The following is an 18,278-nucleotide window of genomic DNA, read 5'->3' on the forward strand; positions in this document are numbered from 1 at the left end:
TTTGATCTCCTGTGTTCTTAGTTCTTAGGACGCGATCAACTGGCGCAGCACATAGTGCAGGATGCCCCCGGCCTTGAAGTATTCCACTTCATTGAGGGTATCGATCCGGCACAACACCTCGACCTTCTCGCTGCTGCCATCCTCCCGGGTAATCACCAGCGTCAGGTTCATCCGCGGCACGATCTCCACGTTTGTGAGCCCCAGGATGTCGATCTTCTCCTTGCCGGTCAGCTTCAGCGCCTTGCGGTTCTGATCCAGCTTGAACTGCAGCGGCAGCACGCCCATGCCCACCAGGTTGGAACGGTGAATCCGTTCGAAACTCTCGGCGATCACCGCCTTGACGCCCAGCAGGTTGGTGCCCTTGGCGGCCCAGTCGCGGCTTGACCCGGTGCCGTATTCCTGGCCGGCGATCACCACCAGTGGCGTGCCGCTGGCCTGGTACTGCATGGCGGCGTCGTAGATCGACATTTTCTCGCCCGTGGGGATATACAGCGTGTTGCCGCCTTCTTCGCCACCGAGCATTTCATTGCGGATACGGATATTGGCGAACGTGCCGCGCATCATCACTTCGTGGTTGCCCCGGCGTGAGCCGTAGGAGTTGAAGTCGCGCGGTTCCACACCCTGTTCACGCAGGTAGCGGCCGGCAGGGCTGTCGGCCTTGATATTGCCGGCCGGGGAGATGTGGTCTGTGGTCACCGAGTCGCCCAGCAGCGCCAGCACGTTGGCGCTCTTGATGTCTTTGATCACCGGCAGTGGCCCGCCAATGTCATCGAAGAACGGTGGGTGCTGGATGTAGGTGGAGTCCTTCTGCCACACGTAGGTCGCGGCTTGCGGCACTTCGATTGCTTGCCACTGCTCGTCACCGGCAAACACTTCGGCGTATTCCTTGTGGAACATGACGGTGCTGACCTGGGCCACGGCGTCGGCGATTTCCTGGCTGCTCGGCCAGATGTCCTTGAGGTACACCGGATTGCCATCCTGGTCGTTACCCAAAGGCTCGCTGCTGATATCGATGCGTACCGTGCCGGCCAGGGCATAGGCCACCACCAGGGGCGGGGAGGCCAGCCAGTTGGTTTTCACCAGCGGGTGCACGCGGCCTTCGAAGTTACGGTTGCCGGACAGCACCGAAGCGACGGCGAGGTCGGCTTTCTGGATGGCTTTTTCAATCGGCTCGGGCAACGGCCCGGAGTTGCCGATACAGGTGGTGCAACCGTAGCCCACCAGGTCGAAGCCGAGCTTGTCGAGGTATTGGGTAAGACCGGCGGCCTTGTAGTAGTCGGTGACCACCTTGGAACCCGGCGCCAACGAGGTTTTTACCCAGGGCTTGCGGGTGAGACCTTTCTCCACGGCCTTTTTTGCCACCAGCCCGGCAGCCATCATCACGCTGGGGTTGGAGGTGTTGGTGCAAGAGGTGATGGCGGCGATCACCACGGCGCCGTTTTTCAGGCGATAGGTGTGGCCGTCGTCCTCATAGTCGGTTTCGCCGACCAGATCGGCATTGCCCACGGCGACACCACCGCCGCCTTCACTTTCCAGGCGGCCTTCTTCCTTGTTGGTGGGTTTGAATTGCAGGTCGAGGAAGTCACTGAAGGCTTGGCCGACATTGGGCAGCGATACCCGGTCCTGCGGGCGTTTTGGCCCCGCCAGGCTGGCCTCGACGCTGCCCATGTCCAAGGCCAGGCTGTCGGTGAACACTGGCTCCTGGCCGGCGTTGCGCCACAGCCCCTGGGCCTTGGTGTAAGCCTCGACCAATTTGACGGTTTCAGCCGGGCGACCGGATAGACGCAGGTAGTCCAACGTCACGTCGTCCACCGGGAAAAAGCCGCAGGTGGCGCCATATTCCGGGGCCATATTGGCGATGGTGGCGCGGTCCGCCAGGGGCAGGTCGGCCAGGCCGTCGCCGTAGAATTCGACGAATTTGCCCACCACGCCTTTTTTACGCAGCATCTGGGTAACGGTCAGCACCAGGTCGGTGGCGGTAATGCCTTCTTTCAGCTTGCCAGTGAGCTTGAAGCCGATCACTTCCGGGATCAGCATCGATACCGGCTGCCCGAGCATCGCGGCTTCCGCTTCGATACCGCCCACGCCCCAGCCCAATACGCCAAGGCCGTTGATCATGGTGGTGTGGGAGTCAGTCCCGACCAGGGTGTCGGGGAACGCATAGGTACGGCCGTCTTCGTCCTTGGTCCACACGGTGCGGCCAAGGTATTCGAGGTTGACCTGATGGCAGATGCCGGTGCCCGGCGGCACCACGCTGAAGTTGTCGAAGGCGCTCTGGCCCCAGCGCAGGAAGGCATAGCGTTCGCCGTTGCGCTGCATTTCGATGTCGACGTTCTGTTCGAAGGCACGGGTAGTGCCAAACTTGTCGACCATCACCGAGTGGTCGATGACCAGGTCCACGGGGGAGAGCGGGTTGATACGTTGCGGGTCGCCACCGGCCTTGGCCACGGCAGCACGCATGGCGGCGAGGTCGACCACGGCGGGTACGCCGGTAAAGTCTTGCATCAATACCCGGGCCGGGCGGTACTGGATCTCTCGGTCGGACTGGCGCTCTTTGAGCCAGGCAGCGATGGCCTTGAGGTCGGTGCCGGTGACGGTCTTGTCGTCTTCCCAGCGCAGCAGGTTTTCCAGCAGCACTTTGAGGGACATCGGCAGCTTATCCAGGTCGCCCAGGCTCTTGGCGGCTTCGGGCAGGCTGAAATAGTGATAAGTCTTATCGTCGATTTGCAGGGTTTTAAGGGTTCTCAGGCTATCAAGGGATGACATTACATGACTCCTTATGGTCCGCACGGCTACGGACCTGACGGGACTAACAGAGCTATCAAACTAGCCCTGTTTTCAGTAGCTGGCTAATTACTGGACTCTATGGACAGAACCAAGGTTCCGAACTCGGCTATCATGCGCGCGTTTTCATGACAGGCATTGCGATAGCGCAAGTCAGTTGATTCACCAGGAGAGTCGATGAACACCCTTTTTATGCACTGCCGTCCGGGGTTTGAGGGCGAAGTCTGTTCCGAGATCGCGGAGCACGCCGCACGCCTGAATGTTTCGGGCTACGCCAAGGCCAAGACCGGCAGCGCCTGCGCCGAATTTGTCTGCACCGAAGAAGACGGCGCCCAGCGCCTGATGCACGGCCAGCGTTTTGCCGAGCTGATCTTCCCCAGGCAGTGGGCGCGCGGGGTATTTATCGATTTGCCGGAAACCGATCGCATCAGCGTGATCCTCACGCACCTGCGCGATTTCCCGGTGTGCGGCAGTGTGTGGCTGGAGATGGTCGATACCAACGATGGCAAGGAACTCTCGAACTTCTGCAAGAAATTCGAAGTGCACCTGCGCAAAGCCCTGTTGGGGGCCGGCAAGCTGGTGGACGACCCGAGCAAGCCGCGCCTGCTGCTGACCTTCAAGAGCGGCCGCGAAGTGTTCATGGGCCTGGCCGAGTCGAACAACTCGGCAATGTGGCCGATGGGCATCCCGCGCCTGAAATTCCCGCGTGACGCGCCCAGCCGCTCGACCCTGAAGCTGGAAGAGGCCTGGCACCACTTTATCCCCCGCGACCAGTGGGATGAGCGCCTGCATGGCGACATGACCGGTGTCGACCTCGGTGCCGCCCCCGGTGGCTGGACCTGGCAACTGGTGAACCGTGGCATGCTGGTGACCGCCATCGACAACGGCCCCATGGCCGAAAGCCTGATGGACACCGGCCTGGTGCAACACCTGATGGCTGACGGCTTCACTTTCGTGCCCAAGCAGCCCGTGGATTGGATGGTGTGCGACATCGTCGAGAAGCCGGCGCGCAACGCCGCGCTGCTGGAAACCTGGATCGGCGAAGGCTATTGCCGTGAGGCCGTGGTGAACCTGAAGTTGCCGATGAAGCAGCGTTACGCCGAGGTGAAGCGCCTGCTCGAACGCATCGAAGAGGGCTTCAAGGCGCGTGGTATTCGGGTGGAGATCGGCTGCAAGCAGCTGTACCACGACCGTGAAGAAGTGACCTGCCACCTGCGTCGGTTGGTGGATGTGAAGAAAACCAAGGCCCGCTAAACTGAGCGCCGGTTTCAGGAGTAGACAATGAGCGATATTTTCGACACCGCCGTTGATGGCACCCTCGACGCAACGGGCCTCAACTGCCCGGAGCCAGTGATGATGCTGCACCAGCACATCCGCGACCTGCCGCCTGGCGGCTTGCTCAAGGTGATCGCCACCGACCCGTCGACCCGCCGCGATATTCCCAAGTTCTGCGTATTTCTCGACCATGAACTGGTGGAGCAGCAGGAACGGGCCGGGACCTACCTGTACTGGATTCGCAAAAAGGTTGATTAAGCCCGTGCCTTGTCCAGGCGAATGCGCCGCCGCGCGCTGCGGGCCAGGCGCACCACCAGCATCCCCGCCGCGCAGCTGAGGCCGACGATCAGCCCCTGCCACAAGCCGCTGGGGCCGTTGGGCGCGCCCAGCCATTCGGTCAGCCCGAGGGCATAGCCGACCGGCAGGCCCACGCCCCAATAGGCAAACAACGTCAGCACCATGGTCACCCGCGTGTCCTGATACCCACGCAGGGCACCGGCGGCGGTGACCTGGATCGCATCGGAAAACTGGAACAGCGCGGCAAACACGATCAGCATCGATGCCACCTGTACCACCCGTGGGTCCGCTGTATAGATCGTGGCGATCTGCTCGCGAAACAGCAGCATCAGGCTGCACGACAGGCAGGCATAGGCCAGCGCAGTGCCCATGCCGACCCCGGCCGCGAAGCGTGCCTCTCGCGGTTCCCCGCGCCCCAGGGCCTGGCCGACGCGCACGGTGACCGCCATGCTCAGGGAGTAGGGGATCATGAACACCAGCGAACTGAAGTTCAGCGCGATCTGGTGCCCGGCCACCACGGTGGCGCCGAGGCTACCGATCAACAGGGCGATCACCGCGAAGATGCTCGATTCGGCAAAGATCGCAATACCGATCGGCAGGCCGATGGCCAGTACGCGCTTGATCACCGCCCACTGCGGCCAGTCGAAACGCTTGAACAACTCGCTGCTCTGATAGGCCGGCGCCCAACGGGTCCAGGCCGCCATGCCGAGCATCATTACCCACATCACGATTGCCGTGGCCCAGCCACAGCCGACGCCACCCATGGCCGGCACGCCAAAATGGCCGTAGATGAACACGTAGTTCAGCGGAATATTCAGCGCCAGCCCGCACAGGCCCATGACCATGCTGGGGCGCGTTCGGCCCAGGCCATCGCTGAAGCAGCGCAGCACGTAGTACAGTGCGACCGCTGGCATGCCCGAGGCGATGCCATGCAGGTACCCCATGCACGGCTTGATCAGCGCGGGGTCGACGTTCATCGCGTGCAGGATCGGTTCGGCGCTGATCAGCATCAGCAACGCGGTCAAGCCGACGATCAGCCCCAGCCACAATGATTGGCGCACCAGCGGGCCGATTTCGCGGAACGTGCCCGCGCCGAAGCGCTGGGCGACTTTGGGCGTGGTGGCCAGCAGGGTGCCGGTCATCAGCAGGAACACCGGAATCCAGATCGAGTTACCCAGGGCCACGGCCGCCAGGTCCATCGGGCTGACACGCCCGGCCATTACCGCATCGACAAAGCCCATGGCAGTGGTTGCCAGTTGGCCGATCATGATCGGCAGGGCCAGGGTCAGCAGGCTGCGCACCTCGCGGTTGATGCGGGCGGGGCGGGTGAGGGGGGCGGTGATGGCAGCGTTCACGTACGGGGTGTCCAGGAAAGAGCACAGGACGGCGGATTCTACGCCTTGACGCGATAGTCAGGAAAAAACCTGTGTTAGGGATTTGTAAACGATCCTCCAGGCACTCTTCACTCCTGGGATCCACGGTGTGACACCGAGCGCATCCCTGTACACTGCTGATCCGCGAAAGGAGCCTGCCATGCTGATTGTTGCCGACGAAAATATCCCGCTGCTCGATGCCTTCTTCGAAGGGTTTGGCGAAATTCGCCGGGTACCCGGGCGCTCCATTGACCGTGCCACGGTCGAGCAGGCCGATGTGCTGCTGGTACGTTCGGTCACCAACGTCAACCGCGCCCTGCTCGAAGGTTCGGCGGTGCGTTTTGTCGGCACCTGCACCATCGGCACCGACCACCTGGACCTCGATTACTTCAAGCAGGCCGCGATCCAGTGGTCCAGCGCCCCCGGCTGCAATGCTCGCGGCGTGGTGGACTACGTCCTTGGCAGCCTGCAAACCCTGGCCGAGATCGAAGGCGCCGACCTCAATCAACGCACCTACGGTGTGGTGGGTGCCGGTGAAGTCGGCGGTCGCCTGGTCAAGGTGCTCAAGGGCCTGGGCTGGAACGTGCTGGTGTGCGATCCGCCGCGGCAGATCGCCGAGGACGGTGACTACGTCAGCCTGGAACAGATCATCGAACAGTGCGACGTGATCAGCCTGCACACGCCACTGACCAAGTCCGGCAACGGTTCCACCTGGCACCTGCTGGACCGCCAGCGGCTCAACCGCCTCAAGCCTGGCACCTGGCTGATCAATGCCAGCCGTGGCCCGGTGGTCGACAACGCAGCCCTGCGCGACGTGCTGCTTGAACGCGAGGACCTGCAAGCGGTGCTGGATGTATGGGAGGGCGAGCCGGAAGTGGACGTCGACCTGGCTGACCTGTGCGTGCTGGCTACGCCGCATATCGCCGGCTACAGCCTGGATGGCAAGCAGCGTGGCACGGCGCAGATCTACCAGGCGTTCTGTGCGCATCTGGGCCAGGAAGCGAGCATTCAACTCAGCGATTTGCTGCCGCCGCCCTGGCTGGCCGAGGTGCACTTGAATGCATCGACCGATCCCGCCTGGGCTTTGGCGACGTTATGCCGCAGCGTGTATGACCCGCGTCGGGACGACGCAGATTTCCGGCGTAGCCTCGTAGGAACCGTCGAGGAGCAGCGCAAGGCATTTGACCTGTTGCGCAAGCACTACCCTGAGCGTCGCGAGATTGACGGCTTGAAGGTGCGCATCAACGGGGAGTCGGCGGTGTTGGCGAATATCGTCCAGGCATTGGGCGCAAGCGCCCTGTAGGAACACTGTTACTGTGGCGAGGGCGCCACCTCCCGTTGGACTGCGCAGCCGTCCCATTGTTTGGGGCCACTTCGCGGCTCAATGGGAGCCAGCAGCCTGGCCACAAAAAAACCGGCCACCAGGACCGGTTTTGAAAGAGTTCAGGCGCTTCAGCCTTGCTGCGCAGGCTTGACCAGGCGTTGTTCCAACTCGCGGCACGCTTGCTGGATCATCTCTTCGGTAATCTGCACTTCGTGGCCCTTGGCGTCGATGTACGAGCAAGGCAACTGCTGCGGTTGGCGGATCACTTCAATCTTGGCATCGCTGCTATTTTGCAAGGTCATAGCCTGTCTCCTCATCAGGTTGTGTACCTACTGTAAAACCCCCGCGTGACCGCGCTGTTACAACTCCTTGCACAATCATCGGTTCGAGCCCCCAGTCCAGCAGAAACCTCCGCGGATTTCCAGCGGGACGTTAGACCGATAGCCTCTAGGCATCAGTATCGGTGGGCATAATTAATCTGACTCATTGCTGTTACGAAAGTTGTTATTTGCCCAAGTTCCCCCCATGTGGTGTACACGTTCCTCAACGGTGATGCCCTCCATGTTCTCAGTCCGACAGCGCCGCGCGATTCGCCTGGCCAGCCGCTTTATCGCGCCCTACCGCTGGCAGGCCCTCGGTGCCCTGTTGGCGCTGATCGTTACCGCCGGCATCACTTTGTCCATGGGGCAGGGCATTCGCCTGCTGGTGGATCAGGGCTTCATGACCCAGTCGCCACACCTGCTCAACCAGTCCATCGGGCTGTTCATGATTCTGGTGCTGGGCCTGGCGATGGGTACGTTTGCACGCTTCTACCTGGTGTCGTGGATCGGCGAGCGGGTGGTGGCCGATATTCGTCGCCAGGTGTTCAATCACTTGATCTACCTGCACCCCGGCTTCTATGAAAACAACCGCAGTTCGGAAATACAGTCGCGACTCACCACCGACACCACCTTACTGCAATCGGTGATCGGCTCGTCGCTGTCACTGTTCCTGCGCAATGGGTTGATGGTCATCGGCGGCATCGTGTTGTTGTTCATCACCAACCCCAAGCTCACCAGCATCGTTGTGGTCGCACTGCCGTTGGTGCTGGCGCCGATCCTGATCTTTGGCCGCCGCGTACGCAGCCTCTCGCGCCTGAGCCAGGACCGCATCGCCGATGTAGGCAGTTATGTGTCCGAGACCCTCGGCCAGATCAAGACCGTACAGGCCTATAACCACCAGGTGCAGGACGAACGACGCTTTGCCGTGACCGTCGAGGAAGCGTTCAACACCGCACGCAAACGCATCGCCCAACGCGCCTGGTTGATCACCCTGGTGATCATGCTGGTGCTGGGGGCCGTGGGCGTGATGTTGTGGGTCGGCGGCATGGACGTGATCAGTGGGCGCATTTCCGGCGGCGAGCTGGCGGCGTTCGTGTTCTACAGCCTGATTGTGGGCAGCGCCGTCGGCACCCTCAGCGAAGTGCTCGGCGAACTGCAGCGCGCTGCCGGTGCGGCGGAGCGAATCGGCGAGTTGTTGCAGTCGAGCAACGATATCCGGGCTCCCGCCACCGGCACGGTGCAGTTGCCGGCGCGGGTCAGCGGCCGCATGGAACTGCAAGACCTGCGCTTTTCCTACCCCTCGCGGCCGGACAGCTACGCCATCGACGGGTTGAGCCTGACCATCAACCCCGGTGAAACCCTGGCGCTGGTGGGGCCGTCCGGTGCCGGCAAGTCGACGATTTTCGATCTGTTGCTGCGCTTTTACGACCCCCAACAAGGCCGCATCCTGCTCGAAGGCCACCCCTTGACCGAGCTGGACCCGCTGGACCTGCGCCGCCACTTCGCCCTGGTGTCGCAAAGCCCGGCGCTGTTCTTCGGCAGCGTCGAGGAGAACATCCGCTACGGCAACCCGGCGGCGACCCGTGAGCAGGTCGAAGCCGCGGCCCGTATTGCCCACGCCCATGATTTCATCCTGCAAATGCCCGACGGCTACCAGACCCACCTCGGCGACGGCGGCATGGGCCTTTCCGGCGGCCAACGACAACGCCTGGCCATCGCCCGCGCATTGCTGGTGGACGCGCCGATCCTGCTGCTGGACGAAGCCACCAGCGCCCTCGATGCGCAGAGTGAACACCTGATCCAGCAGGCGTTGCCGCAATTGATGCAGGGCCGTACCACGCTGGTGATCGCGCATCGCCTGGCCACGGTGAAGAACGCCGATCGGATTGCGGTGATGGACCAGGGCAAGCTGGTAGCGGTGGGTACGCATCAGCAGTTGATTGCGAACAATCCGCTGTATACGCGGTTGGCGGCGTTGCAGTTCAGTGACGCCGTAGATGTCGCAAAAAACCAGGCCTAGCGTGATTGTTGTGGACAGGGGGGGCAGGCCTGTTGTGGCAACCGGGCTTGTTGTGGCGAGCGTGCGTGTTGTGGCGAGCGGGCTTGCCCCGCGTTGGGCTGCGAAGCAGCCCCAAAACCTGGCGATTTAATATGCCTGGATAAACGCGGTGGCCTTATTGGGGCCGCTTCGCAGCCCAACGCGGGGCAAGCCCGCTCGCCACAACAAGCCCGCTCGCCAAGCCCCAAACAGACGCCGGATAGATTTAAGCAAGCCAACCACATCGCCCGTTAATCAGTATTGCAAAAATGGGGGGACCATAGATTTTTTAAGCGTTACCTGATATCAGGCGTTGCTTACAGCGCCAGGTCAGACGCTGGCTTGCTCGGCGCGGCCGCAGGCTTGGCAGCCTCGGTGGCTTTTGGAGCAGTCAGTTGCGGAATCGCAGGCGGTGGGGTCAGTTGCAGGATACCGGCGGTGTAGGCCCATTCCTTGGCAACAGCCTCAGGACTGTCGTTCAGCTTGGTGCCGTAGCTTGGCACGATCTGGTGCAGTTTTGTCTGCCACTCAGGGGTCGCAACCTTGTCCTTGAACACTTTCTGCAGCACGGTCAGCATGATCGGCGCCGCAGTCGATGCGCCTGGCGATGCACCCAACAGGCCGGCAATGGTGTTGTCGGCGGAGCTGACCACTTCGGTACCGAGTTTCAGGACGCCGCCCTGCTCTTCGTCACGCTTGATGATCTGCACGCGCTGACCGGCTTGCCACAGGCGCCAGTCTTCTTTCTTGGCGTTCGGGAAGTACTCTTTCAGGGCGTTGTAGCGGTCGTCATCCGACAGCATCAGTTGGCCGGCAAGGTACTCGACCAGCGGGTATTCACGAATACCGACTTTGGTCATTGGCCAGATGTTGTGGGTGGTGGTGCTGGTCAGCAGGTCCAGGTACGAGCCTTCTTTCAAGAACTTGGTCGAGAAGGTTGCGAATGGGCCAAACAGGATCACGCGCTTGCCATCCAGCACGCGGGTGTCCAGGTGCGGAACCGACATCGGTGGCGCGCCAACCGAAGCTTTACCGTAGGCCTTGGCCAGGTGCTGCTCGGCAATGGCCGGGTTATCGGTGACCAGGAACGAGCCGCCAACCGGGAAGCCCGCGTATTCCTTGGCTTCCGGAATGCCCGACTTCTGCAGCAGGTGCAGGGCACCGCCGCCAGCGCCGATGAACACGAACTTGGCGTCGGTTTCAGTCTTGGTGCCGTCTTTCAGGTTTTTGTAGCTGACACGCCACGAGCCGTCGGCGTTCTTGGTGATGTCCTGCACTTCGCTCGACAGCTTCAGGTCGAACTTCGGCGTGGTTTGCAGGTGAGCGACGAACTGGCGGGTGATCTCGCCGAAGTTCACGTCAGTGCCGATCGGGGTCCAGGTGGCCGCGATTTTCTGGTTCGGGTCACGCCCTTCCATCATCAACGGAACCCATTTGGCGATCTGCGCCGGGTCTTCGGAGTACTGCATGCCGGCGAACAGCGGGCTCGCCTGCAGGGCTTCGTAGCGCTTCTTGAGGAACTTGATGTTGTCATCGCCCCACACAAAGCTCATGTGCGGTGTGGAGTTGATGAACGAACGCGGGTTCTTCAGCACGCCCTGCTGGACCTGCCAGGACCAGAACTGACGGGAAATCTGGAACGCTTCGTTGATCTCGACCGCTTTCGGGATCTCAACGTTGCCGTTCTTGTCTTCCGGGGTGTAGTTCAGCTCGGCCAGGGCCGAGTGACCGGTACCAGCATTGTTCCAGCCGTTGGAGCTTTCTTCGGCGACGCCGTCGAGGCGCTCGACCATTTCCATCGACCAGCCTGGTTCCAGCTCATTGAGCCATACACCCAGGGTCGCACTCATGATGCCGCCGCCGATCAGCAGCACATCGACTTTCTTTGCCTCTTCCGCGTGGACGGACGTGATCCCCATCGACAAAGCCAGCCCCAGCAGGGCCGTGTTTACTTTCTTAAACATCGGTAGCACCTATGATAAAACGCCATCCGCCCCACTGCCCCTGATGATGGGCAACCCTCGTTCACGCTGCGCCAGGCAACGCAACGTGGGGTTTGCGCATTCACTTCGAGACCGCAGGGTGGGCACACAAGGCCGACGTATCGACCTCACTTTTATGTCCCTTCTGCGCTGACTTCTTATCATTATTGGCTTCAGCTACCTGGGCGACAGCCGACCGCCGGGACGTATACGGGTGTACGTACCGGGGAAAGACCAGACCAAGATGGCGCGCAGAATATCACGCTAAACGGCGTTTATGCGTCGTTTGGCCAATTGACAGCTCTAAATCGCGGGTTTTGCCGCGCCGCTGTCAAGCGTGGCAAGCGCGACGTGGGGTCACAGGGTGTTTAATCAAACTGAACTCTGTCAAAAAAGGCTGTTCTAGACACCTTCGTCGCTGCTTGCGTAGCATCGGCGGCTGTCCTTCGTGCCGTTCATCCAAATAGAGTTACCCATGACTATCCAGCAAACACCCGGGCACGTGCTGCCCGCGCGCAGTGCCGCCAAAATGGAAGCTGCCATGGCCGTGGGCGCCTTCGCGATCGGTACTGGCGAATTCGCCATCATGGGCCTGATGCCCGACATCGCCCGCAACTTGAACCTGAGTGAACCCCAGGTCGGTCACGCCATCAGCGCCTACGCCCTGGGCGTGATGGTCGGCGCACCGCTGCTGGCCATCCTCGGCGCCAAGCTGTTGCGTAAACATATGCTGTTGTTGCTGATGGGCCTGTACGCCCTGGGCAACCTCGCCACCGCCTTCACCCCGACCTTCGGCTCGCTGGTCGCCTTCCGCTTCATCAGCGGCCTGCCCCACGGCGCCTACTTCGGCATCGCCGCCGTGGTCGCCTCCAGCATGGTGCCCAACCACAAACGCGCCGGCGCCGTGGCGCGGGTCATGATGGGCCTGACCCTGGCCATGCTGCTCGGCAACCCCATCGCGACCTTCCTCGGCCAACACCTGGGCTGGCGTTCTGCATTTGCCTTGGTCAGCGTGATAGCCCTCCTCACCATCGCCCTGGTCTGGCAATTCGTCCCCCACCGCCACGACGAACAACGCAGCGACCCGCGCAAGGAACTGCGCGCCTTCACCAAACCCCAGGTGTGGATGGCGCTGTCGATTGGCGCCATCGGTTTTGCCGGGATGTTCTGCGTATTCAGCTACCTGGCGCCGACCATGCTGGAAGTGACCAAAGTCTCGCCACAATGGATTCCATTTGGCCTGGCGGCGTTTGGCGTCGGTGGAATTATCGGCAACATCGCCGGCGGCAAGCTGTTTGATCGCATGCAGTTTCGCGCGGTGGGCTGGATTCTGGTGTGGTCGATGGCGGTGTTGTTGTTCTTCCCCTTCGCGGCCTCATCGCTATGGGGCGTGCTGCTGAGCATGGGCCTGGTGGGCACCATGGTGTCGCTGGCCGCACCGTTGCAGATCCGCCTGATGGATATTGCCCATGAGGCACCGAGCCTGGCTGCCGCGTCGAACCACGCGGCGTTCAACCTGGCGAATGCACTGGGGCCGTGGTTTGGCGGGATGGCGATTACAGCAGGGTTGGGCTGGACCAGCACTGGCTACATCGGCGCGGCTACGGCACTGGTCGGCCTGGGTATCTACCTGGTCGCGCGGCGCATGCAGGGCGGGCACTAAAACCCACAATTCTGCCCCCACCACAGATCGAATGTGGGAGGGGGCTTGCCCCCGATAGCAGTGGGTCAGTCAACACACCAACGCCTGACCCACCACCCCATCAATCATCATGCAACAACCCCGACCCATACTCCCCATAACTACTCCCCAGCCCACTGCCGCCAAAATTCATCTTCGCGGCCTTGCTGGGGCTGTGGTCACCAAACGCCTGGCACCCGCCCGAAAAGCAAGGGTCACTGCTCACGCCAGACGAACCCGAAGAGCAAGCGCCCAACAGCAACGTGCCAGCAATCATCACGACTTTGACAAGGTTCGAGATCATGTTTTCAGTTCCCTGTGGACTGGAGGCGCGGGGGGCCTCTCTTGGGGACGATCGTAGACCTCAAAGGCGAAGGGAATTATGAAACTTTACCGGGTGACAGGGAGGGTTCAGGTTGCCGCCTTGGGGTAAGGCGGCGGGGTTGGGTGTCAGGCTGTGGCCGTGCTGGCGGTAGGCGCGACGTGCTCCTGGGCTCGGCTGACGAGTAGAGCGCTCAGGTCGATTAGCTGCTGGATGCCCAGGGCGATGGCGCGATGGGGTTCATCAAGGTCGAAAGCCAGGGTTGCGGCCATTTGGTTGGCGGACGCAAGGTTTTCGGCGGCGTTGGCCAGGAGCGTTTCGGAGTCGATGTTGGGGCTGACGAGGAAGACGTTGCCAGTGGGTTGCTCGGCTGGTGCAGCGTTTGAAGCATGTGGCGGGTTAGGTGTGACCTTGTACATGGCGGAGCTCCTTTAGCGTTTAAGGAACTGCCTATCTCACTTCCACATGAGGGTGGCAGCTGTACGCAGGTGTGGAAGACCAGGGCTAAAGGACCCGGCGCACCGAAGTGCCCCGCGCACAGCCGCCATAACGCAATCATACAGACGTAAAAAAACGCCGGTAGATGTTTATGGACGATTGAGCGCCTTCAGCTTGGTCGGACTTCCACATCCGGCCGCTGGGTTGTCAGCGGCTTGAGGAGGTTAGCTATGGGTGGTCTGAGGGGCAAGCCGAGAAAAGTGTGGGACATTTCCTAGAGATTTTGGTTTGGTCCCGAAGATAACTTTATTGCTTATCTGTCGTACCGGGGATGGATTGGAGCTATTAAACCTGTAGGCCTGACACCACGGTCACCACAGCCCCACCATCAACTATCCGTACCACTTTCGTACCAACACCGATTCTAAACACTGGAAACCGACCCTTTTCTTTGCAGTCGGTGACAGACCTTGGCACTGCTATGCTTGGTTTTTTTCGAAACGAGTCGTCCACAATGGCAAGCGAATATTCACTGGCAGACGTACTGGAACGTTTTTATCAAAATCAACTGGTGTTGGAGGCAGCAGTGATGGAATTGACTCTTTGGGCTGAGCAGCAAAACGCTTTAGAGCTCGGTGAGAATGTTCGCGGAGCGCTTCATACGATTGGTGAAAACGCAGGACATATGAAGCAAGGTTTGGCTCGATTGAAGGGTTTGGATTCGCTGTAGGCACACGAAGAAATCCGTCCCGCTCTCTCACAATGCGACAGGATAACTTATTAGCTTTTATCAGTACTTCTCATGATTTATAAGATAACGAATGTGCCGTGCTTCGTTTGCGTAGCTCCTTGCCCTTCTTACGTCTACGTCCAGCCTCTCAATCGCCTCCTGCGTCTCAGGCTCTGCCGAAGACTTTTCAACCAGACGCACGAGCCTGAAAAGCGTCCATGTGGAGACTAGAACTAGGTCCTGAAAAGGTTCATCAATGTAGGCATCTCCGACAGGCTTGTTCCGCAGTTCCTGATGCCATGCAGGATTCTTCATAAACGATGGAGTGCCTCCCCCTTCAATCGCCAGAAGATAACCGTGAACAAGGCTATTGCGGTATTCATTTAGATCTTCAGCTGTCAGTGCCGCGACTTGCAGTACCGCGTTGCACTTATCGCTAAGCTTGGAGCTCCCCTGACCAAGGCGTTTGAACTGATCCTCAGATTTCATCTTTTCGGTAAAGGGTCGTACTCCAGCTACAGAACTATCTGAAAGCGTCCAGAGTGCACGCTCCAACGTCGTTTCGAATAGACCATATGCCACGATAAAGGCCCCAATCATCATTAGGTTATTTGGCATAAGGCCCAGTTGATAAAGCCGAGCTTGTATTTTTAATGACTCAGAGGGGTAGTCGTGTGGCATTTGGTTCATCCAAACTTTTAGAGAGCACACGCTTGCCAATTTAACAGGTAGCAAGAATGTCCTCCCTGGCTGCGGGAGAAATTAGCATAGCAGCGAATATAGAAACACTTCTCAATTTACTCATACACCCAGCTTACCTATGCGCAGACAACAAACTCATTTCCGGTTAGAACCCGAAAAATTTAGGATCGGTCCGGCTCATACCCATGCAAAAAAATGGCTATGAGCTATCATTCAATCTCAAACCGCTGCCAATGAGATCGAATATGGAAATCATAATTTCTAACTGCAACAATATAGATAGCGGGACTCTGCATATCGCCCCAAACAAGTTAAATATTAAATATGCGACAAACGGCAGTGGTAAAAGTACAATCGCAAAGGCGTTAGCATACTCCATCACTGACAGGCTCTCGGGCACAAGAAGACTATTAGAGCTCACATCATTTAAAAACAATCAAAACAAGGAGGCCACCCCTAAAATACAAGGAGCAGAAGATATAACAAAGCTACGAATATTTGACGAAGCTTACATTAACGACTTTGTATTCCAAGCCGATGAACTAGTAAAAGGCAGCTTTGATATATTCATACGAGACAAGGACTACGAGTCCGGCATGGAGGAAATAAAATCTTTAACCAACGACATGAAAGACCTTTTAGTTGGCGACCCTGAAATCGAAGTATTAATATCAGACCTGACAGAGCTTTCAAGCGCATTTGGCAAGCCGGTAAAAACGGGATTCCATGCTTCAAGCGGTATTTCCAAAGCACTAAAATCAGGTAACAAAGTAGCCTCAATACCGAAAGGACTGGAGAGATTCTCCAACCTAATCCAACACGAGCAAAATTATAAATGGGTAAAATGGCAACAAGAGGGCCTTCCTTTTTTAGAAATATCATCTGATTGCCCCTACTGTACGCACGATGTAAAAGACACAATCGAAATTATTAACACTGTTACTAAGACCTACGATTCCAAATCCATCGAAAGCCTCAATAAGACCGTAGCAATATTTTCAAAACTAAATAAATACTTTGCAGACAACACACGCACAAACATTGATAGCTTTATAAAAAACATCGATGGCTATACGGATGTGCAAGCAGAATACATTCGCGAGGTATGGAGCCAAATTGACCGTCTTTCTGAGAGTTTAAAAAAAGCACAAAACCTAGGGTTCTCCTCATTTAAAAATGTGGATGTGATTATTGAAGAGTTGAGAAACCATAAGATAGATCTCAATCTATTCGTTCACCTTAACTCTCAGAGCACTCAAGATAAAATTCAGCTTGTAAACAAAGGGATTGATGGCTTACTGGAAAAGGCTGGAAAACTACAGGGCAGCATAACAAAGCAAAAGAAACTTATAGAGAAACTAGTTAAAATAAACGGTACCGGAATTAACGACTTTTTGCGTAACGCCGGATACAGCTATTCAGTGAAGCTTATCGAGGACGGTGAAAACTACAAGCTCAAGTTACTGCACAACTCTACTGAGGGGGAGATTGACAACGTTCGATCCCACCTGAGCTATGGCGAGAGAAACGCGTTTTCACTAGTGCTATTCATGTATGACTGCTTAAAGACTGAAGCTGAATTAATTATACTTGACGATCCTATCTCATCATTTGACAAAAATAAAAAATACGCCATAGTCGATGCTCTATTTCGTAAAGAGAACTCTTTCCGGGAAAAAACCGTTCTACTTCTTACTCACGACTTTGAACCTGTAGTAGACATGATGCTGCATCACCCTGACCGCTTTATAAAACCTGCCGTTTACTTCTTAGAAAACAACTCTGGCCAATTAAACGAAAAAAACATAGACCGATCTGATATCAAAACCTTCATAGAGATCGCTATTAGTAACTCTAAAACTGACTGCCACGACATAAACCGCCTAGTTTACCTACGCCGATACTACGAAATCATTCAAAACAAAAAAAACAGCTTCGACATTTTGTCTAGCCTTTTCCACAAGAGAGCGACCCCCTCAAAAAAATCTGTGGATGGCACTTTTACAGAGCTGACTGAGGAAGAAATAAATGATGGAACTAAACACATCAACTTATTCGTTGAAAACTTTGAATACAAGAGATTGATCAAGCTAGTACAAGACGATGCCCAGATGAAAATACTGTACTTCTCATCAAAAAATAACTACGAAAAACTTCATATATACAGAATGTTGTTTGACGGAAAAGAGAAAGACATTGAATCTGACGTGATACGTAAATTTATCAATGAAGCTTTCCACATCGAAAATAATTACATCTATCAACTCAACCCATCTCAGTTCCAGCTCGTGCCGCAGTACGTTATAGATGAATGTGACACATTTATAGCCGGCTTATAGGTAGGTTTAATGTGTGCGGCGCACTGAACTGCCAGCGCCGCATACCGCCGCGTAAGATCTACGCGTAAGAGTAAGGAAAGCACAACGGCGCATGGACCGCTGCCCAGACCGGTGACATCGATCCCGATGTACGTCACCCAGTAGCGGTCGCAGACGGCTTTGATCACACTGGCCTGCGCCGCGAAGTCCATGCCTCGGAACTGGTGACGCTCAAGCACCCGGAACTTGCCACCTGGCACCAGCGGCAGAGCGACCACCATCAGGCCAGAACACTCGCTGAACAACCGCATGGCAAACGGCTTGTAGTGCTCGGTCAGCTCGCCTAGGTACGCCTCACCGATAGCATTGAGTGTCGCACTTGGTCTTCCCCAGTCGCCGGGCTTTCTCAACCGCTACCAGGTGGCGATTGATCATGTCTTTGAGCACGGTGCCCTTGCGAGTCGCCCGCTCGATCACACCAGGCTCATCCAGCCCCGACTCACGATTAAGCGTCCAGGCCTAGGTGGCCTGTTTTCAGGCGAAGGTCTGGCTCTCTTGGTAGACTTGCACTCCGTCGCGCTGGATGCGGATCTGAGCCGTGTAGCTCGCAGTCCCATCCGCCAGTTTTCTTGCCCTGATAGTCGCCATCGAAAGTGGTACGCGTCAGTTTTTGGGTGGTACATCTTACCAACGA

14 protein-coding genes and 2 pseudogenes are annotated in these 18,278 nt (G+C 57.8%); 7 read left to right on the plus strand and 9 right to left on the minus strand.

Going from position 1 to position 18,278, the window contains the following annotated elements:
• Positions 1-24 precede the first annotated feature (24 nt).
• Positions 25-2,766, minus strand: a complete 2,742-nt coding sequence (gene acnA, locus A7317_RS07480) for an aconitate hydratase AcnA (protein ID WP_069075486.1) — start codon at positions 2,764-2,766, stop codon at positions 25-27.
• Positions 2,767-2,961: 195 nt separating this feature from the next.
• Between acnA and rlmM the strand changes: the two genes are divergently transcribed.
• Positions 2,962-4,038: a 23S rRNA (cytidine(2498)-2'-O)-methyltransferase RlmM gene (rlmM, locus tag A7317_RS07485; protein WP_024074069.1), complete on the plus strand. Its 1,077-nt coding sequence runs from the start codon at positions 2,962-2,964 to the stop codon at positions 4,036-4,038.
• A 27-nt stretch (positions 4,039-4,065) separates the two neighbouring features.
• On the plus strand, positions 4,066-4,317 hold the full coding sequence (gene tusA / locus A7317_RS07490) for a sulfurtransferase TusA (RefSeq protein ID WP_024074070.1): 252 nt from the start codon (positions 4,066-4,068) through the stop codon (positions 4,315-4,317).
• On the opposite strand, the gene A7317_RS07495 is transcribed toward tusA, so the two are convergent.
• Entirely contained in the window at positions 4,314-5,711 is a 1,398-nt protein-coding gene (locus A7317_RS07495) for an MATE family efflux transporter (RefSeq protein ID WP_024074071.1), read from the minus strand. The genes tusA and A7317_RS07495 overlap by 4 nt on opposite strands.
• 178 nt (positions 5,712-5,889) lie before the next feature.
• On the opposite strand from A7317_RS07495, the gene pdxB reads away from it, so the two are divergent.
• Positions 5,890-7,032, plus strand: a complete 1,143-nt coding sequence (gene pdxB, locus A7317_RS07500) for a 4-phosphoerythronate dehydrogenase PdxB (RefSeq protein ID WP_024074072.1) — start codon at positions 5,890-5,892, stop codon at positions 7,030-7,032.
• Positions 7,033-7,181: 149 nt separating this feature from the next.
• Here the strand turns inward: pdxB and A7317_RS30825 are convergent, their stop codons facing one another.
• Positions 7,182-7,355, minus strand: a complete 174-nt coding sequence (locus A7317_RS30825; protein ID WP_041160865.1) for a PA1571 family protein — start codon at positions 7,353-7,355, stop codon at positions 7,182-7,184.
• Positions 7,356-7,605: 250 nt separating this feature from the next.
• On the opposite strand from A7317_RS30825, the gene A7317_RS07505 reads away from it, so the two are divergent.
• Positions 7,606-9,393, plus strand: coding sequence for an ABC transporter transmembrane domain-containing protein (locus A7317_RS07505; protein ID WP_172831340.1), 1,788 nt, complete (start codon positions 7,606-7,608; stop codon positions 9,391-9,393).
• A 335-nt stretch (positions 9,394-9,728) separates the two neighbouring features.
• On the opposite strand, the gene mqo is transcribed toward A7317_RS07505, so the two are convergent.
• On the minus strand, positions 9,729-11,375 hold the full coding sequence (gene mqo, locus A7317_RS07510) for a malate dehydrogenase (quinone) (protein ID WP_024074121.1): 1,647 nt from the start codon (positions 11,373-11,375) through the stop codon (positions 9,729-9,731).
• Positions 11,376-11,868: 493 nt separating this feature from the next.
• Between mqo and A7317_RS07515 the strand changes: the two genes are divergently transcribed.
• Entirely contained in the window at positions 11,869-13,056 is a 1,188-nt protein-coding gene (locus tag A7317_RS07515) for an MFS transporter (RefSeq protein ID WP_069075488.1), read from the plus strand.
• Positions 13,057-13,156: 100 nt separating this feature from the next.
• On the opposite strand, the gene A7317_RS30995 is transcribed toward A7317_RS07515, so the two are convergent.
• Both A7317_RS30995 and A7317_RS07525 read right to left on the minus strand, forming a co-directional pair.
• Positions 13,157-13,378, minus strand: a complete 222-nt coding sequence (locus A7317_RS30995; protein WP_069075489.1) for a hypothetical protein — start codon at positions 13,376-13,378, stop codon at positions 13,157-13,159.
• Positions 13,379-13,524: 146 nt separating this feature from the next.
• Complete coding sequence (locus tag A7317_RS07525) at positions 13,525-13,815, minus strand: DUF6124 family protein (RefSeq protein WP_069075490.1); 291 nt, start codon at positions 13,813-13,815, stop codon at positions 13,525-13,527.
• A gap of 533 nt (positions 13,816-14,348) precedes the next feature.
• Between A7317_RS07525 and A7317_RS07530 the strand changes: the two genes are divergently transcribed.
• Positions 14,349-14,564: a hypothetical protein gene (locus tag A7317_RS07530; protein ID WP_069075491.1), complete on the plus strand. Its 216-nt coding sequence runs from the start codon at positions 14,349-14,351 to the stop codon at positions 14,562-14,564.
• Between the two features lie 60 nt (positions 14,565-14,624).
• On the opposite strand, the gene A7317_RS07535 is transcribed toward A7317_RS07530, so the two are convergent.
• A complete protein-coding gene (locus A7317_RS07535; RefSeq protein ID WP_069075492.1) occupies positions 14,625-15,245 on the minus strand; it encodes a hypothetical protein in 621 nt (206 codons plus the stop codon).
• A gap of 266 nt (positions 15,246-15,511) precedes the next feature.
• On the opposite strand from A7317_RS07535, the gene A7317_RS07540 reads away from it, so the two are divergent.
• The gene (locus tag A7317_RS07540) at positions 15,512-17,605 is read left to right on the plus strand and encodes an AAA family ATPase (RefSeq protein ID WP_081329160.1); all 2,094 of its coding nucleotides are present in this window, start codon (positions 15,512-15,514) and stop codon (positions 17,603-17,605) included.
• Between the two features lie 80 nt (positions 17,606-17,685).
• Here A7317_RS07540 and A7317_RS29850 read toward each other — a convergent pair.
• Positions 17,686-17,925: pseudogene (locus A7317_RS29850) on the minus strand (terminase); the annotation flags it as partial.
• Positions 17,914-18,232 (minus strand): annotated as a pseudogene (locus tag A7317_RS31000) (site-specific integrase); the annotation flags it as partial. The pseudogenes A7317_RS29850 and A7317_RS31000, both read right to left, overlap by 12 nt.
• Positions 18,233-18,278: the final 46 nt, after the last annotated feature.

It is taken from the genome of Pseudomonas fluorescens (assembly GCF_001708445.1).
GTDB classification, from domain to species: Bacteria; Pseudomonadota; Gammaproteobacteria; order Pseudomonadales; family Pseudomonadaceae; genus Aquipseudomonas; species Aquipseudomonas gorinensis.

What these genes read in the sequence shown, in the direction of transcription:
- acnA (WP_069075486.1), bottom strand. Translation starts at nt 2,766, where the DNA reads ATGTCATCCCTTGATAGCCTGAGAACCCTTAAAACCCTGCAAATCGAC.
- rlmM (WP_024074069.1), top strand. Translation starts at nt 2,962, where the DNA reads ATGAACACCCTTTTTATGCACTGCCGTCCGGGGTTTGAGGGCGAAGTC.
- tusA (WP_024074070.1), top strand. Translation starts at nt 4,066, where the DNA reads ATGAGCGATATTTTCGACACCGCCGTTGATGGCACCCTCGACGCAACG.
- pdxB (WP_024074072.1), top strand. Translation starts at nt 5,890, where the DNA reads ATGCTGATTGTTGCCGACGAAAATATCCCGCTGCTCGATGCCTTCTTC.
- A7317_RS30825 (WP_041160865.1), bottom strand. Translation starts at nt 7,355, where the DNA reads ATGACCTTGCAAAATAGCAGCGATGCCAAGATTGAAGTGATCCGCCAA.
- A7317_RS07505 (WP_172831340.1), top strand. Translation starts at nt 7,606, where the DNA reads ATGCCCTCCATGTTCTCAGTCCGACAGCGCCGCGCGATTCGCCTGGCC.
- mqo (WP_024074121.1), bottom strand. Translation starts at nt 11,375, where the DNA reads ATGTTTAAGAAAGTAAACACGGCCCTGCTGGGGCTGGCTTTGTCGATG.
- A7317_RS07515 (WP_069075488.1), top strand. Translation starts at nt 11,869, where the DNA reads ATGACTATCCAGCAAACACCCGGGCACGTGCTGCCCGCGCGCAGTGCC.
- A7317_RS30995 (WP_069075489.1), bottom strand. Translation starts at nt 13,378, where the DNA reads ATGATCTCGAACCTTGTCAAAGTCGTGATGATTGCTGGCACGTTGCTG.
- A7317_RS07525 (WP_069075490.1), bottom strand. Translation starts at nt 13,815, where the DNA reads ATGTACAAGGTCACACCTAACCCGCCACATGCTTCAAACGCTGCACCA.
- A7317_RS07530 (WP_069075491.1), top strand. Translation starts at nt 14,349, where the DNA reads ATGGCAAGCGAATATTCACTGGCAGACGTACTGGAACGTTTTTATCAA.
- A7317_RS07535 (WP_069075492.1), bottom strand. Translation starts at nt 15,245, where the DNA reads ATGCCACACGACTACCCCTCTGAGTCATTAAAAATACAAGCTCGGCTT.
- A7317_RS07540 (WP_081329160.1), top strand. Translation starts at nt 15,512, where the DNA reads ATGGAAATCATAATTTCTAACTGCAACAATATAGATAGCGGGACTCTG.